At 71.0% G+C, this 16,411-nt stretch carries 2 protein-coding genes (1 of these 2 only partly in view); both read right to left on the bottom strand.

Going from position 1 to position 16,411, the window contains the following annotated elements; translation table 11 throughout:
• Positions 1 to 6,218: the start of a non-ribosomal peptide synthase/polyketide synthase gene (locus HFGMBDPB_RS11800; protein WP_249343409.1), read on the bottom strand. It extends 12,607 nt beyond the left edge of the window; only the first 6,218 of its 18,825 coding nucleotides appear in the window; it begins with the start codon at positions 6,216 to 6,218; its stop codon lies beyond the left edge, outside the window.
• Complete coding sequence (locus tag HFGMBDPB_RS11790; protein WP_249343408.1) at positions 6,218 to 16,411, bottom strand: non-ribosomal peptide synthetase; 10,194 nt, start codon at positions 16,409 to 16,411, stop codon at positions 6,218 to 6,220. Before HFGMBDPB_RS11790 ends, HFGMBDPB_RS11800 begins: the two co-directional genes overlap by 1 nt.

Genomic DNA, 16,411 nt, shown 5'->3' with positions numbered 1-16,411 from the left:
AAGCGCTCGGCGCTCAGGCCGGGCCGGCCCAGGTAGCCCTGCGCCAGCGCCTGCCCGCCCAGATAGAGTTCGCCGACCACGCCTGCGGGAACCAGTCCCAGATCCTGGCCCAGCACCAGGGCCTTGGTCGCGCTGACGGGGCGGCCGATGGGGACCGGGCTGCGGCCATCGTCGCGGCAGGTCCAGTGCGTCACGTGGATGGCGGCCTCGGTGGGGCCATAGAGGTTTTGCAGGCTGACGCCGTGCAGGCGGCGCAGGGCCTCGCGCTGTGTCTCGGCCGGCATGGCCTCGCCGCCGCAGATCACATAGCGCAGGCGGGTCTCCTCCTCGATGCCCTCATGGGCCAGAAACGCCTGCAGCATGGCCGGCACGAAGTTCAGCGTGGTGATCTGGTGGCGGCGGATCAGCGCGACGATGCGCTCGGGATCGCGGTGGTCGCCGGGCCGGGCCACCACCAGGCGCACGCCTGCCGTCAGCGGCCAGAAGATTTCCCAGGCCGAGACATCGAAGCCGAAGGCCGCCTTGTGCAGCACCGCGTCGGCCCGCGTGAGCCGGTAGTGGTCCTGCATCCAGGCCATGCAATTGGACAGCGCGGCATGCCGGTTGGCCGCCCCCTTGGGCCGGCCGGTGGAGCCCGAGGTGTAGATCACATAGGCCAGATGGTCGCCATGGACCACCACTCCGGGATTGTGGTCAGGCCCTGCGTCCAGGTCCAGATCGTCGAGCTCGACCACGTTCAGCGCCTGCGCGAACGGCAGGCGCTCGCGTGCCTTGCGCTCGGTCAGCAGCAGGGCAATGCCGCTGTCCTGGGCAATGTAGGCCAGGCGGTCCACCGGGTACTCCATGTCCAGCGGCACGTAGGCGCCACCGGCCTTGAGCACCGCCAGCAGTCCCGCCACCATGTCCACCGAGCGCTCCAGCGCAACGCCCACGCGCACGTCCGGCCCCACGCCCAGGGCCATCAGCCGGTGGGCCAGCCGGTTGGCACGGGCGTTGAGCCGGGCCGAGGTCAGCGCCTCGTCGCCATGGACCAGGCAGACGGCATCGGGCTGCTCCCGCACGCGGGCCTCGAATTCCCGGTGCACGGGCAGGGCCTGGGGATGGGACTTGCCATTGAGGCTCCACTGCAGCAGCCTGTCCCGTTCATGCGCGGGCAGCACCGCAATCGTGGTCACGGGCTGGCCGGGGTCGCGCGCCAGGGCATCGGCCAGGCCGTCCAGCGCCTGGTGCATGTAGCCGCACATGCTGTGGGCATTCACCGCATCGATCACATGCGCGATCAGCGTGAAGCCCTCGCCCGTGTCGTTGACCGACAGGCCGAACGGGAAGTTGGTGCGCTCGTGGCTTTGCAGTATCTGCACGCCGCTCCAGGCATCGCCGGCGTCCGCGTCCTGCAGCGCCGTGTGCCGGTAGTTGAGCAGGGCCGTGAACAGCGGCGCCCCGCCGGCCAGGCCGCTGCAGGACTGGGCCATCGACAGGCTGGCGTGCTCGTGCTGCAGCAGGTCCGTCAGCGTGGCCTGGGTCTGGCGCAGGGCCTGGGCCACGCTACATCCGGCCAGGCGAACGCGCAGCGGCAGCGTGTTGATGAACATGCCCAGCGCGCGGGCCGCGCCCTGCTGCGCCTGCATGCGGCCGAACAGCACGGTGCCGAACACCACGTCGTCCCTGCCGCTGGTCCTGGCCAGCACCAGGGCCCAGGCCAGGTGGAACAGCGCGGCGGCGCTGACGCCGTGGCGCCGGGACTGCTGCCGCAACCGGGCGGCAAGGCCGCCGTCAAGCACCTGCCGCACCTCGTTCGTGCGCGCTCCGTCGCCCTGGACATCCAGCAGCCCGAAGGGCGCCGTGGGCTCCTGCACATCGCCCAGCATGGTGCGGAAAAACGCCTCATGCCCGGCCGTGCCCTCGCCCGAGCGCGCCTGGGCCACAAACTGGCGGAACGGCAGCGGCCGGGGCAGCGCGCTGGAGCGGCCCTGCTGGATCAGCGCGATCTCACCGATCACCTGCTTGAGCGTGGTGTTGTCGTCCACCATGTGGTGGGCCAGGATCTGCAGCAGCCAGCGCTGGCCCGGCGCGTCGTGCGCGGCCACCAGATGGATCAGCGGCGCCTTGCGCAGGTCGATGCGGTAGCCCTGGGCGCAGGCGGCCAGCCGGGCCAGCGCGTCCTGCGCGTCCTGCGCGTCCTGCGCGTCCTGCGCGTCCTGCGCGTCCTGCGCGTCCTGCGCGTCCTGCGATGATGCCGCTGTTCCGCCCTCCTCCAGCCAGGACAGCGGCAGGCGGGCCTGCCGGCAGACGACCTGCACGGGCGTCGCCAGGCCCTCCCAGAACACGGCCGTGCGCAGGATGTCATGCCGCGCGACCACCTGGTCAAAGCTCTCGGCAAACCGCTGCAGCCGCTCGCGCGAGTCGAAGCTCAGCGTGTGCGAGGTGACATAGGCATCGCCCTCGGACTGCAGCAGGTGGTGGAACAGAATCCCCTCCTGCAGCGGCGCCAGCGGGTAGATGTCCTGGATATTGGCCGCGCCACCGGGCACCGCAGCGGCAATGCGTGCAATCTCCTCCTCATCCAGCGCCACCAGGGTCAGCATGTCCGGCGTGATCGCCGTGCAGCCTTCGGGGATGCCGTTGGGCGGCACATCGATCTCGCCGGCCACCTGCTCCCCTTGCTCACCCTGCTGCTCCTGCTGTTCCTCCAGTACCGCCTGCGCAAACTCCGCCAGCCCCGGATGCTGGAACAGCGTGCGCACCTGCACGCGCAGGCCCTGGGCGCGCACGCGCTCCAGCAGGCCCAGGGCCAGCAGCGAATGCCCGCCCAGCTCGTCCGGCGTGATCGCCGTGCAGCCTTCGGGGATGCCGTTGGGCGGCACATCGATCTCGCCGGCCACCTGCTCCCCTTGCTCACCCTGCTGCTCCTGCTGTTCCTCCAGTACCGCCTGCGCAAACTCCGCCAGCCCCGGATGCTGGAACAGCGTGCGCACCTGCACGCGCAGGCCCTGGGCGCGCACGCGCTCCAGCAGGCCCAGGGCCAGCAGCGAATGCCCGCCCAGCTCGAAGAAGCCGTCCTGCCGACCCACTCGCTCCACGCCCAGCACCTCGGCCCAGATCTTCGCCAGCGTTTCTTCCAACTCGCCCTGCGGTGCCTCGTATTGCTGGGCGCTGACCATCTCCGGCTCGGGCAGCGCCTTGCGGTCCACCTTGCCGTTGGCGGTCAAAGGCAGGGCATCGAGCACGACGATGGCCGAGGGCACCATGTAGTCGGGCAGTACCTCGCCCAGCCGGTCCTTGAGCAGACCCTCTGCGATTTCTGCATTCAGCGACACATAGGCGATCAGTCTGGCACCGCCCGCCCCCTCCTTGGCCAGCACCACCGCCTCGCGCACCTCGGGCTGGGCCAGCAGTTGCGACTGCACCTCGCCCAGCTCGATGCGGAAGCCCCGGATCTTGACCTGCTGGTCGGCACGGCCCAGGTATTCGAGTTCGCCCTGGGCACTCCAGCGCACCAGGTCGCCTGTGCGGTACAGGCGCTCGCCCGTCTCGCTGAACGGGTTGGCAATGAAGCGCTCTGCCGTCAGTCCTTGCCTGTTGAGATAGCCGCGTGCCAGTCCTTCGCCGGCCACGTACAGCTCCCCGGCCACGCCCTGCGGCAGCAGGTTCAGGCTGCCATCCAGCACATACAGGCCCAGGTCCGGAATCGCCACGCCCACGGGGCTGCGCCCGCCCTCCAGATCCTTCCGGGTGATCTCCCGGTACGTCACATGCACGGTGGTCTCGGTGATGCCGTACATGTTGATGAGCTGCGGGCTCTCGTCACCGAAGCGGTCGAACCAGGGCCGCAGGGTCTCGGGCTCCAGCGCCTCGCCGCCGAAGATCACCTGGCGCAGCGCCAGGCCAGCGCCACACTCCTCATCCTGCTCCACGGCATGCACCAGCTGCCCAAAGGCCGAGGGTGTTTGATTGAGAACCGTTACGCGCTCCGCACGCAGCAAAGCCAGGAAGTCCTGGGGCGAGCGGCTGACCCAGTAAGGCACCACCACCAGCCGGCCGCCCGTGCACAGGGCGCCAAAGATCTCCCAGACCGAGAAGTCGAAGGCGTAGGAGTGGAACAGGGTCCAGACATCGTCAGGCCCGAAGCCGAACCAGGCATCGGTGGCGTCCAGCAGCCGTGCCACGTTGCGGTGGCTCAGTTGCGCGCCTTTGGGTTTGCCTGTCGAGCCCGAGGTGTAGATCACATAGGCCAGACTGTCGGCCGAGACTTCAACCTGCGGATCGGTATCGGGTTCGCCCGACAGGTCCAGCGTATCGATCTCCAGCACCTGCAGCGCAGCAGCGCCGGGAATGCGCTCACGAACAGCAGCCTGCGTCAGCACCAGAGAGATCCCGCTGTCGGCCACCATGTGCGCCAGCCGGTCGGCAGGGTAGTCCGGGTCCAGCGGCACGTAGGCGCCGCCGGCCTTGAGGATGGCCAGCAGGCCGGCCACCATCTCCACCGAGCGCTGCATGGCGATGCCCACGCGGGTCTCCGGCCGCACGCCCAGGGCGATGAGGCGGTGGGCCAGGCGGTTGGCCCGGGCGTCGAGTTCGGCGTAGGTCAGTCGTGCGGACTCGCAGGTCAACGCCACCGCATCCGGCCGCTGCTGCGCGCTTGTGGCAAAGCGCTGGTGCAGGCAGGCGGGCTGCGCAGGGTTGAGGGCCGGTCCATTGCGGGTACTGCGGCGCGCGCTGCGGTCCAGAAGCTGCGCCTGCTCATCGCCGGGCAGCAGCTGCACCTGGTCCAGCGCGCACTGCGGCGCATGCGCCAGCGCCTGCAGCAGCAGCGACAGATGCGCGCCCATGCGCTGCACCGTGGCCGGCTCGAAGCGCTCGCGCGCATAGGCAAAGCCCAGTTGCAGGCTGCCGTCGGCGCGGCGGCTGGCGTGCAGGGTCAGCTCGAACTGGGCGGCCAGGCCGTCCAGCTCCAGCTTCTGGATCTCCAGGCCCGCCAGGCCGGCCGCCTCTTCGTGCTGGTAGTTCAGCATCACCTGGAACAGCGAGCTGCCGTCCAGGCTGCGGCGCGGCTGCAGCGCCTCGACCAGTTGCTCGTAGGGCAGGTCCTGGTGGGCCAGGCCCAGGCGGACCCGCTCGGCCAGTTGGGCCAGCAGCTCCTGCAGGCGCATGCGGGGATCGAGCCGGCCACGCATCACCAGCGTGTTGACGAAGAAGCCGACCAGCGGCTGGGCCTCGGGCTGGTTGCGGTTGGCCACGGGCACGCCCACGCGGATATCGGTCTCGGCGGTATAGCGGTGCAGCAGGGCCTGGAACCCGGCCAGCAGCGCCACGAAGAGGGAGGTGCCCTGCTCGCGGGCGCGCTGCTCCAGTCCGGCCACCAGGCTGGCGGGCAGATCCAGCCGGTGCCAGGCGGCATGCCAGCGGTTCTCGGCGCCCGGCGCGCGGGCATGGTCGGCGGGCAGCTCCAGATGCAGGTCCTGACCACCGGCCAGCTCGGGCAGCCAGTAGTCCAGCAGGCGCTGTCTTTCCCCGGCCTCCAGCCAGTCGCGCTGCCAGGCGGCGTAGTCGGTGTAGGCAATGGGCAGCGGCGGCAGGCGGGTCGGGCGCTGCTGCACCAGTGCCGCGTACAGGCCGGCGAACTCCTCCAGCAGGATCTGCATGGAGCGGCCGTCGGAGATGATGTGGTGCATCACCACCACCAGCAGGTGCTGGCGGCTGTCCAGGCGAACGGCGGCCACGCGCAGCAGCGGGCCGCGCGTCAGGTCAAAGGGCGTGAGGCACAGGCGCTCGGCTTCGGCCAGGGCCCGTTCGCGCCGCTGTGCGGCAGGCAGGGAGCTGAGGTCGATCAGCGGCAGCTCCAGGGCCAGCTGCGGCACGATACGCTGCCGCGCCAGGCCGTCGGGGCTTTCCTCGAACACCGTGCGCAGTCCGCCGTGGCGCTCCAGCAGCACGCCGAAGGCCTGCCGCAAGGCCGCCAGATCCAGCTCGCCATGCATCCACGAGGCCTGGGCGATGTGGTAGGCCGAGCTTTGCGGGTCCAGCTTCCACAGGAACCACTGGCGCAGCTGCGCATGGGACAGGGCTTCGGTCTGGTCGGGCGATGGTGCGCGGACCGGGATGGGGAAGTGCGAGAGATCCAGTCCCTCGGCCCGGATCTTTTGCAATGCCAGCGTGCGCTGGGCAGGGCTCAGGCTTGCAAAGCGCTCGGCGATTTGGCGCAGGCGGCCACGGTCCATCAGATATCTCCCAGAGTTTCGAGAAAGGAATCCAGCGCATCGAGCACCTGCGCATCCGCGCCTGTCGTGCCTGTTGCACCCGCAGCACCCGCAGCATCCGCGCCGCCATGGGCCGGCAGGCGCACCAGGCCTGCCATGTCCTGCAGCACCGGGGTGCGGAAAATGTCCTGGGCGGTCAGCCCCGCAGCGCCTGCCCCCTGCAGCCGCGCCAGCAGTTGCACCACCTTGAGCGAGTGCCCGCCGCGCTCGAAGAAGCTGTCGCGGCGGTCCACGCGGCCACCGCCCAGCAGCTCGGACCAGAGCCCGGCCAGCATTTCCTCGGCCTGCCCCGAAGGCGCCTCGTAGGACTGGCCGGCCGGTGCCTGCGCCGCAGGCAGCGCGGCACGGTCCACCTTGCCGTTGTTGTTCAGCGGCAGCGTGTCCAGCACCACGATGGCGGACGGCAGCATGTAGTCGGGCAGGCCGCTGGCCAGTCTTGCGCGCAGTGCCGCAGCGTCCAGGGGCGGGCCTGCATGCAGCGGTGCATGCAGCGATGCATGTAGAGATACGTGCGCCACAAGGCGCGTATCGCTGCCGGACCCCGCTGCCGTGACCACGGCCTCGCGCACCTCGGGCTGGGCCAGCAGCGCGGCCTCCACCTCGCCCAGCTCGATGCGGTGGCCGCGGATCTTGACCTGGTGGTCCAGCCGGCCCAGGTATTCGAGCGCGCCATCGGCATTGCGGCGCACCAGGTCGCCCGTGCGGTACAGGCGTTCGCCAGCCGCGCCCGGACCCGCGAAAGGATCGGCCACAAAACGCTCTGCGCTCAGGCCCGGCCGCTGCCAGTAGCCGCGCGCCAGGCCCTGGCCGCCAATGAACAGCTCCCCGGCCACGCCTTGCGGCACGCAGCGCAGTCCTTCGTCAAGCACCAGCAGCCGGGTGGCCGCGATGGCCTGGCCCAGGGTGGCGGCATCGCCCTGCACCTGCTGCAGGCTGGACCAGATCGTGGTCTCGGTCGGGCCGTAGAGGTTCCAGAGGTCCACGCCCGCCGCGCGCAGCAGGGCGATCAGGTCCGGCGCAAGCGCCTCGCCGCCGCACAGCGCCTTCAGCGGCCGTGCCGCCTTCCAGCCACCGGCCAGCAGCAGGCGCCAGCCCGAGGGCGTGGCCTGCATCACGCTGGCGCGGCTGCGCTCCAGCAGCGCCGCCAGCGCGGCCGCGTCGCGCACCTGTTCGCGCCCGGCCACCACCAGCTGCGCGCCCACGGCCAGGGGCAGGAAGATCTCCAGGCCCGCAATGTCGAAGGACACGGAGGTCGTGGCCAGCACCACGTCCTGCGCCTGCAGGCCCGGCTGTGCCGCCATGGACTGCAGGAAGTTGGAGAAGGCCGCATGCCGCACCACCACGCCCTTGGGCCGCCCGGTGGAGCCCGAGGTGTAGATCACATAGGCGGCCTGGTCGCCATGCACCTCGACGCGGGGCGCGCGTTCCGTGCCTGCCTGCGGCCCTGGCTCCGATGCCTCCAGTACCTCCAGCGCCTCCAGTTCCAGCACCTTCGGCACGCTGGCGGCGAGCACGGCCAGCCGGCCCGGCGCCAGGCCCGAGGCCAGCACCAGGCAGGCCCCGCTGTCCTGCAGCATGTACTGCATGCGCTCATCGGGCAGGGCCGGATCGACGGGCACGTAGGCGGCGCCCGCCTTGAGGATGGCCAGCAGGCCGGCCACCATGGCGGCCCCACGCTCGGCCACCAGACCCACGCGCTGCCCGGGCCGCAGCCCCTGGGCGATCAGGGCCTGCGCCAGGCGGCTGGCCCGCCGATCCAGATCGCCGTAGCTGAACACCTGCCCGTCCGCAGCCAGGGCCGGGGCCTGGGGCCGCTGCCTTGCCTGCGCCTCGAACATGCGGTGCACCGGCAAGGCCTGCGGCCAGGACCGGGGGTTGCAGGCCTGCGCCAGCAGCGCCTGGCGCTCGGCCGGGGGCACCACGTCCAGCGTGCGCAGATCGCGGCCGGGCTGCTGCTGCAGCGCCTGCACCAGCGCCTGCAGGGCCTGCTGCATGTAGGCGCAGACACGCCCGGCCCCTACGCTGCGCACCACCTGGGCGACGAGCACAAAGCCCTGGCCGTCGTCATCCACGGCCATGCCCACGGGATAGTTGCTGCGCTCGGGGCGGCCCAGCACCTGCACGCCGGCCCGGGCCAGCTCTTGCGCAGCGCCCTCTGCCGCGCCATGCCGGTAGTTCAGCAATGCGCCGAACAGCGGCGTTCCCGCAGGCAGGCCGCTGCAGCGCTGGGCCAGCGACAGGCTGGCATGCTCGTGCTGCAGCAGCGCCGCAAGCGCCGCCGCCGTGCTGCGCAGGCCCTGGAGCACGCTGCCTTCGCCCAGCGGCAGGCGCAGCGGCAAGGTGTTGATGAACATGCCCAGCGCCTGCTGCGCACCGGCGCCGCCGTCCATGCGGCCCATCAGCACGGTGCCGAAGACCGGCTCCTGCCTGCCGCTGGTCCGGGCCAGTACCAGCGCCCAGGCCAGGTGGCAGAGCGCGGCGGGGCTGACCCCGTGCGCACGCGCCTGGCCGCGCATGCCCTGGGCCAGTGGGGCGTCCAACCGCAGGCGGGCCTCCTCCATGCCACGGCCATCGCCTTGCACGTCCAGCAGGCCGAAGGCGGCCGTGGGCTCCTGCACATCGGCCAGCATGCGGCGGAAGAACCGCTCGTGCGCCTCGGCCGCCACGCCCTGGCGAGCCTGCGCCACAAAGCGCCGGAAGGGCACGGGCACCGGCAACTCGGCCGCACGGCCCTGCTGAAGCCGCAGCACCTCCTGCAGCAGCAGGTCCAGCGTGATGCGGTCCATCACCAGGTGGTGACTCAGCAGCTGCAGCAGCCAGCGGCCTTGCCCGGCATCGTGCGCGGCCCGCGCCCCTATCATCGGCGCCTGCCGCACGTCCAGGCGCAGGTCGTGGCTGCGCAGTTGCTCCAGCATCTGCGGCACCAGTGCCTCATGTGCCTCATGTGCCTCATGTGCCTCATCCGCATCAGGCCACTGCAGCTGCAGCGGAGCCTGGCGCAGCACCACCTGCACGGGCTCGGACAGCCCCTCCCAGAGCACGGCCGTGCGCAGGATGTCATGGCGCGCAATCACCTGGTTGAGGCTATGCACGAAGGATTGCAGCTGCTCGCGCGCCCCGAAGCTCAGCAGGTTGGGCGAGACGAACACATCGCCCCCGGACTGCAGCAGGTGGTGGAACAGAATTCCCTCCTGCAACGGCGCCAGCGGATAGATGTCCTGGATGTTGGCTGCGCCACCGGGCACCGCAGCGGCAATGCGTGCAATCTCCTCCTCATCCAGCGCCACCAGGGTCAGCATGTCCGGCGTGATCGCCGTGCAGCCTTCGGGGATGCCGTTGGGCGGCACATCGATCTCGCCGGCCACCTGCTCCCCTTGCTCACCCTGCTGCTCCTGCTGTTCCTCCAGTACCGCCTGCGCAAACTCCGCCAGCCCCGGATGCTGGAACAGCGTGCGCACCTGCACGCGCAGGCCCTGGGCGCGCACGCGCTCCAGCAGGCCCAGGGCCAGCAGCGAATGCCCGCCCAGCTCCTCCGGCGTGATCGCCGTGCAGCCTTCGGGGATGCCGTTGGGCGGCACATCGATCTCGCCGGCCACCTGCTCCCCTTGCTCACCCTGCTGCTCCTGCTGTTCCTCCAGTACCGCCTGCGCAAACTCCGCCAGCCCCGGATGCTGGAACAGCGTGCGCACCTGCACGCGCAGGCCCTGGGCGCGCACGCGCTCCAGCAGGCCCAGGGCCAGCAGCGAATGCCCGCCCAGCTCGAAGAAGCCGTCCTGCCGACCCACTCGCTCCACGCCCAGCACCTCGGCCCAGATCTTCGCCAGCGTTTCCTCCAACTCGCCCTGCGGTGCCTCATATTGCTGGGCGCTGACCATCTCCGGCTCGGGCAGCGCCTTGCGGTCCACCTTGCCGTTGGCCGTCAAAGGCAGGGCATCGAGCACGACGATGGCCGAGGGCACCATGTAGTCGGGCAGTACTTCGCCCAGCCGGTCCTTGAGCAGACCCTCTGCGATTTCTGCATTCAGCGACACATAGGCGATCAGTCTGGCACCGCCCGCCCCCTCCTTGGCCAGCACCACCGCCTCACGCACTTCAGGCTGGGCCAGCAGTTGCGACTGCACCTCGCCCAGCTCGATGCGGAAGCCCCGGATCTTGACCTGCTGGTCGGCACGGCCCAGGTATTCGAGTTCGCCCTGAGCGTTCCAGCGCACCAGATCGCCCGTGCGGTACAGGCGCTCGCCCCTCTCGCTGAACGGGTTGGCAATGAAGCGCTCTGCCGTCAGCCCTTGCCTGTTGAGATAGCCGCGTGCCAAGCCCTCGCCCGCCACATACAACTCTCCCGCCACGCCCTGCGGCAGCAGGTTCAGGCTGCCATCCAGCACATACAGGCCCAGGTCCGGAATCGCCACGCCCACGGGGCTGCGTCCGCCCTCCAGATCCTTCCGCGTGATCTCCCGGTACGTCACATGCACCGTGGTCTCGGTGATGCCGTACATGTTGATGAGTTGGGGGCTCTGGTCACCGAAGCGCTCGAACCAGGGCCGCAGGCTCTCGGGCTCCAGCGCCTCGCCGCCAAAGATCACCTGGCGTAGCGCCAGGCCAGCGCCGTTCCCATCTTCCTGCTCGACGGCATGGACCAGTTGCCCAAAGGCCGAAGGTGTTTGATTGAGAACCGTTACGCGCTCCGCACGCAGCAAAGCCAGGAAGTCCTGGGGCGAGCGGCTGACCCAGTACGGCACCACCACCAGCCTGCCGCCCGTGCACAGCGCGCCGAAGATCTCCCAGACCGAGAAATCGAAGGCATAGGAGTGGAACAGGGTCCAGACATCGTCCGGGCCGAAGCCGAACCAGGCATCGGTGGCGTCCAGCAGCCGTGCCACGTTGCGGTGGCTCAGTTGCGCGCCTTTGGGGCGGCCCGTGGAGCCCGAGGTGTAGATCACATAGGCCAGGCTGTCCGGGTTCACATCGACCTGCGGATCGGTATCGGGTTCACCCGACAGGTCCAGCGTGTCGATCTCCAGCACCTGCAGCGCAGCAGCGCCGGGAATGCGCTTGCGCACCACAGCCTGCGTCAGCACCAGAGAGATCCCGCTGTCGGCCACCATGTGCGCCAGCCGGTCGGCAGGGTAGTCCGGGTCCAGCGGCACATAGGCGCCACCAGCCTTGAGGATGGCCAGCAGGCCGACCACCATCTCCACCGAGCGCTGCATGGCAATGCCCACGCGCGTCTCCGGCCGCACGCCCAGGGCGATGAGGCGGTGGGCCAGGCGGTTGGCGCGGGCGTCGAGTTCGGCGTAGCCGAGAACGTGGTGCTCGAAGGACAGCGCCTGCGCCCCGGCCCGCGCCAATGCCTGGCTGGCGAAGCGGCCGTGCAGCGTCTGCGCTGCGGCCGGCCGACCGGCAGGCAGGCCGGCGGCGCGGCCCCATGCCTGCTGCCTGTGCAGTTCGGCCGCGCCCAGCAAGGCGACCTCGCCCACCTTGCGGGCCGGATCATCAGCCAGCGCCTGCAGCATGGCCACATAGTGGCCGGCCAGCGCGCCGATGGTGGAAGCCTCGAACAATTCGCGGGCATAGGTCAGGCGCAGATGCAGGCGGCCCTGTGCATCGTCGGTGGTGTCCACGGTCAGCTCGAACTGGGCGCCCTGGCCCTGCAGCGCATATTCCTGCAGCTCCAGCCCAGGCAGTTGCTGCAGCGCGCTGCGGTCCTGGCGCTGGTGGTTGAACAGCACCTGGAACAGCGGCTGGGTGCCGGCGTTGCGTTCAGGCTGCAGCGCCTCGACCAGTTGCTCGAAGGGCAGGTCCTGGTGGGCCTGCGCGCCCTGGGCGGCCTGCCGGGCCTGGTCCAGCAGTTGCGCCAGGCCCATGCGCCCGTCCAGCGTGGCGCGCAGAACCTGGGTGTTCACGAAAAAGCCCACCGTGCCCTGCGTTTCCACCCGGTGGCGGTTGGCAATGGGCACGCCCACGCGAATGTCTTCCTGGCCCGTGTAGCGGTGCAGCACGGCCTGCAGGCCCGCCAGCAGCAGCACGAACAGCGTTGCGTCCTGCGCCTGGGCGCGGCGGCGCAGGCTGCCGACCAGTTCGGCCGGCAGCTGCAGGCCATGGCTGGCGGCCACATGGTCCGCGCCGGGCCGGCGCGGGTGGTCGGTGGGCAGTTGCAGCACGGGGTGCGTGTCGCCCAGCTGGGTGCGCCAGTAGGCCAGTTGCCGCTGCCGCTCGCCGGCCTCCAGCCACTGGCGCTGCCAGGCCGCGTAGTCGGCGTACTGCAGCGGCAGGGGTGCGGCCTGCGGCACCTGTCCCTGGCACCGTGCGCGGTACTGCTGCACGGATTCATCCACGATGATCTGCATGGACCAGCCGTCGGAGACGATGTGGTGCATGGCCACGACCAGCAGATGCGCCTCGGCCGACTCCCGGATCAGGCCCACGCGCAGCAGCGGCCCGGCCTGCAGGTCGAAGGGCTGGCGGTGCACGGCGGCCGCCGCCTGGTGCAGTTGCTCCTGGCGCTGCGCAGCGGGGAGTTCGGACAGATCCGTTTGTTCGACCCGCACACCGCCCTGTGCGGCGATCACCTGCACCACCTGCCCGTCCCCGCCCATGCGGAACACCGTGCGCAGCGACTCGTGGCGCGCCACCAGCGCGTCGAAGCTTTGCTGCAGCGCCAGCACGTCGAGCGTGCCCAGCAGACGCAGCGCGCCGCTGATGTGATAGGCCGTACCGGCCGGCTCCAGCTGCCACAGGAACCACTGGCGCAATTGCGCAAAGGACAGCGGCAGCGGGCCACTGCGGTCGGCCCTGGGCAGGGGCGCCGTGCCTTCGGTCTGCTCGGCGCCGGCAACCGGCCCCTCCACCAGCCGTGCCACACCCGCCGGCGTCTTGCCCGTGAACAGCTGCTTGGGCGTGAGCTTGACGCCGCGCCTGCGGGCGCGCGCCACCAGCTTGAGCGCGAGGATGGAGTCCCCGCCCAGCGCGAAGAAGTCGTCATGCCGGCCCGCGCGCTCCAGGCCGAAGAGGTCGGCCCAGACGGCGGCCAGCGCCTGCTCGGCCTCGCCTTGGGGCGCCTCGAACAGATCGGCGGCCGCCTGCTCCGGCACGGGCAGGGCCTTGCGGTCGATCTTGCCGTTGGCCGTCAGGGGCATGCCTTCCAGCACGGTGATGCTGGCGGGGACCATGTATTCGGGCAGCGCCTGCGCCAGCGCGGCGGCCCACCCCGGCCTGTCGGCGGGAACGCCGGCCTGGGGCACGGCATAGGCATGCAGCTGCATGCGCCCGTCCCCGCCCCCATCCCCATTCCCATTCCCGTCCAGCCGCGCCACGACTTCGGCCTGGGCCACGCCGGGCACGGCCTGCAGCGCCAGCGCCACCTCGCGCAGCTCCACGCGGTAGCCTCGCACCTTCACCTGGTCGTCCATGCGGCCCAGGAACTGCAGGCCGCCATCGGCCAGCATGGTCACGCGGTCGCCCGTGCGGTACAGGCGCTCGCCCGGCTGGAACGGGCTGGCCACGAATCGCTCTGCCGTCTGCCCGGGCCGGGCCTGGTAGCCGCGCGCCAGGCCCGGCCCGCCCAGATACAGCTCGCCGCTGGCGCCCCGAGGCACGGGCTGCAGGTCGGCATCCAGCACCAGGGCGCGGCTATTGGCCAGCGGCCTGCCCACGGGCAGGCTTTCGCCGCCGCGCAGCGCCTCGCCCGCCTCCTGGGTGAGGATGCCCACCGTGGTTTCGGTGGGGCCGTAATGGTTGAGCACGCGGCAGCCGGGCCTGAGCGCGGCGATGCGGTCCACCAGCGGCCAGCGCGTGGCCTCGCCGCCCAGCACCAGGCGGCTGGCAGGCAGCACCTCGGCGGGCATGCCGGCGTTCAGCAGCCCCTGCAGATGGCTGGGCACGATCTTGAGCACGTCCACGCGGTGCTCTGCCATGTAGCGCGCGAAGCCGTCGGGGTCGAAGGCCAGTTCGGGCGCCATCAGATGCAGCGCGCGCCCCGAGCACAGCGCGCCGAACAGCACGGTGTGCCCCAGGTCCGCCGCCACGGTCGAGACCATGGCCATGCTGCGCGCCGCCTCGGGCAGGTCCAGCCGCTGCAGCACGGCCTGCACATAGTGGGCCAGCGCCCCGTGGCTGACGACCACGCCCTTGGGCTGCCCGGTCGATCCCGAGGTGTAGATCACATAGGCGCCCTGTGCGGAATGCGGCGGCGCGGCCGGCGGCGCCTGCCCCGCAATGCACGGCTCCCGGCAGGCATTCAGGTCCAGGCTCAGCAGGGGAACGCCCGCGTCCCAGGCGGGCGCCTGCTGGCAGAGCATCAGCACCGCGCCGCTGTCGCGCAGCTGCCAGGCCAGCCGCTGCGCCGGCAGGCCGGGGTCCAGGGGCACACAGGTGCCACCGGCCTTGAGCACGGCGAGCAGGCCCAGCACAAAGGCGCAGCTGCGCTCGGCATGCAGGGCCACGCGCACATCGGCCCCCACGCCGCGCGCCACCAGGGCCCGGGCCAGCTGGTCGGATTGCCGGTCCAGCTGCGCGTAGTCCAGGGCCGAGCCTGCGTCCCTGACCGCCGTGCCATCGGGATGGGCCTGCACGGCGCGCGACCACAGCTGCAGCACGCTGTCGGCGCCAAAGGCCTGCACCGGGCCTGCAGACTCCGACACGCGGCCTGGCAGTGACAGTTCGCCCAGCCTGGGCTGCCTGTCGCTGATTGCGCCGGTGACCTGCCGCGCAAGGTCCTGGAACGCGGCGGCCATGTCACGCACCGCGGCTTGGTCGAACAGTTCATCGGCGTAGATCAGCACGCAGTCGATGCCGTCCTGCCGGTCGGTGAAGTCCAGGCTCAGGTCGAAATGCGCCTGGCCGCTGGAGACGGCCTGCATGGCGATCTCCAGGCCGGCGATGTGGCGCGCGGCCGATGCATCCTCCTGCTGGGTGCACTTGACCTGGAACAGCGGGTGAACGCCCGGCTGGCGGGCCGGCTGCAGCGCCTCGACCAGCAGGTGGAACGGCAGGTCCTGGTGGGCCTGCGCGCCCAGCACCGCCTCGCGCACCTGCGCCAGCAGCGCGCCGAAGTCCTGCGCGGGATCGATGTGCGTGCGCAGCACCAGCAGGTTCAGGAAGTAGCCGATCAGCCCATGCGTCTCGGCCTTCTGGCGGTTGGCCACGGGCGTGCCCACGCGCAGCTCGCGCGTGCCGCTGAAGCGGTACAGCACCAGCTTGAGCAGGGCCAGCATCACCATGAACAGCGAGGCGCCATGCGCGCGGCCCAGGGCACGCACGCGGGTGGCCAGCGCGGCGGGCAGCGTGAACTCCAGGCGCTGCTCCTGTGCTTCCTGCACGGCCGCCCTGGCCTGCTTCATCGGCAGGGCCAGGGCCTCGTGCTCGGTGCCCAGCCGGGCGCGCCAGTAGGCCAGCTGCCGCTCGCGCTCACCGGCATCGAACCAGCGGCGCTGCCAGACGGCGTAGTCGGCGAACTGCAGGGCCATGGCCGGCAGGCGCGATGGCTGCTGCGTGCGCAGGGCCTCGTACAGGTGGAACAGCTCCTCGACCACGATGCCGTTGGACCAGCCATCGCCCGCAATGTGGTGCAGCGACAGGCCCAGCACATGCTCCTGCGCGCCCAGCCGGCACAGGACGGCGCGCAATGGCGTTTCCGTGTCCAGCGCAAAGGGCTGGCGGGCCAGCAGCAGCACCTGGCGCTGCGCCTCGGCCTGCGGATCGCCGTCCGCCCATGCACCCAGATCGACATGGCGCAGGGGCACGGGCGCGGCGGGCTGGATGGACTGCCGGGGCTCGCCGTCCTCGCCGGCCGGATAGCAGGTGCGCAGGATCTCGTGGCGCTCGGCCAGGGCCTGCAGCGCCTGCTCCAGCGCCAGCGCATCCAGCGGCCCCTTGAGCGACAGCGATCCCACCATGTTGTAGGCGGGGCTGGCGGGCTCCAGCCGCCAGGTGAGCCAGAGGCTGCGCTGCGCGGGGGACAGGGCAATGGCCAGCGTGCGGTCGCAGCGGGTGATGGTATGGGCCGTGTTGCGGGTGTCGCCGTCCGGCAGGCCACCTGCGCCACCTGCATCGGATGCAGCGGGTGCACCGGATGCACCCCGGAGCCTCAGGGCCAGTGCGGCGCGCTGCGCATCGGACAGGCGGGACTTGCGGGAATCGAGATCGTTCAGGGACAT

It is taken from the genome of Delftia sp. PE138 (assembly GCF_018320755.1).
GTDB lineage: Bacteria > Pseudomonadota > Gammaproteobacteria > Burkholderiales > Burkholderiaceae_C > Comamonas > Comamonas tsuruhatensis.
This window is presented reverse-complemented; position numbering and strand designations above follow the sequence as displayed.

Bases quoted from the DNA above. Each gene is read 5' to 3' on its own strand.
- HFGMBDPB_RS11790 (WP_249343408.1), bottom strand. From the start codon at position 16,411: ATGTCCCTGAACGATCTCGATTCCCGCAAGTCCCGCCTGTCCGATGCG.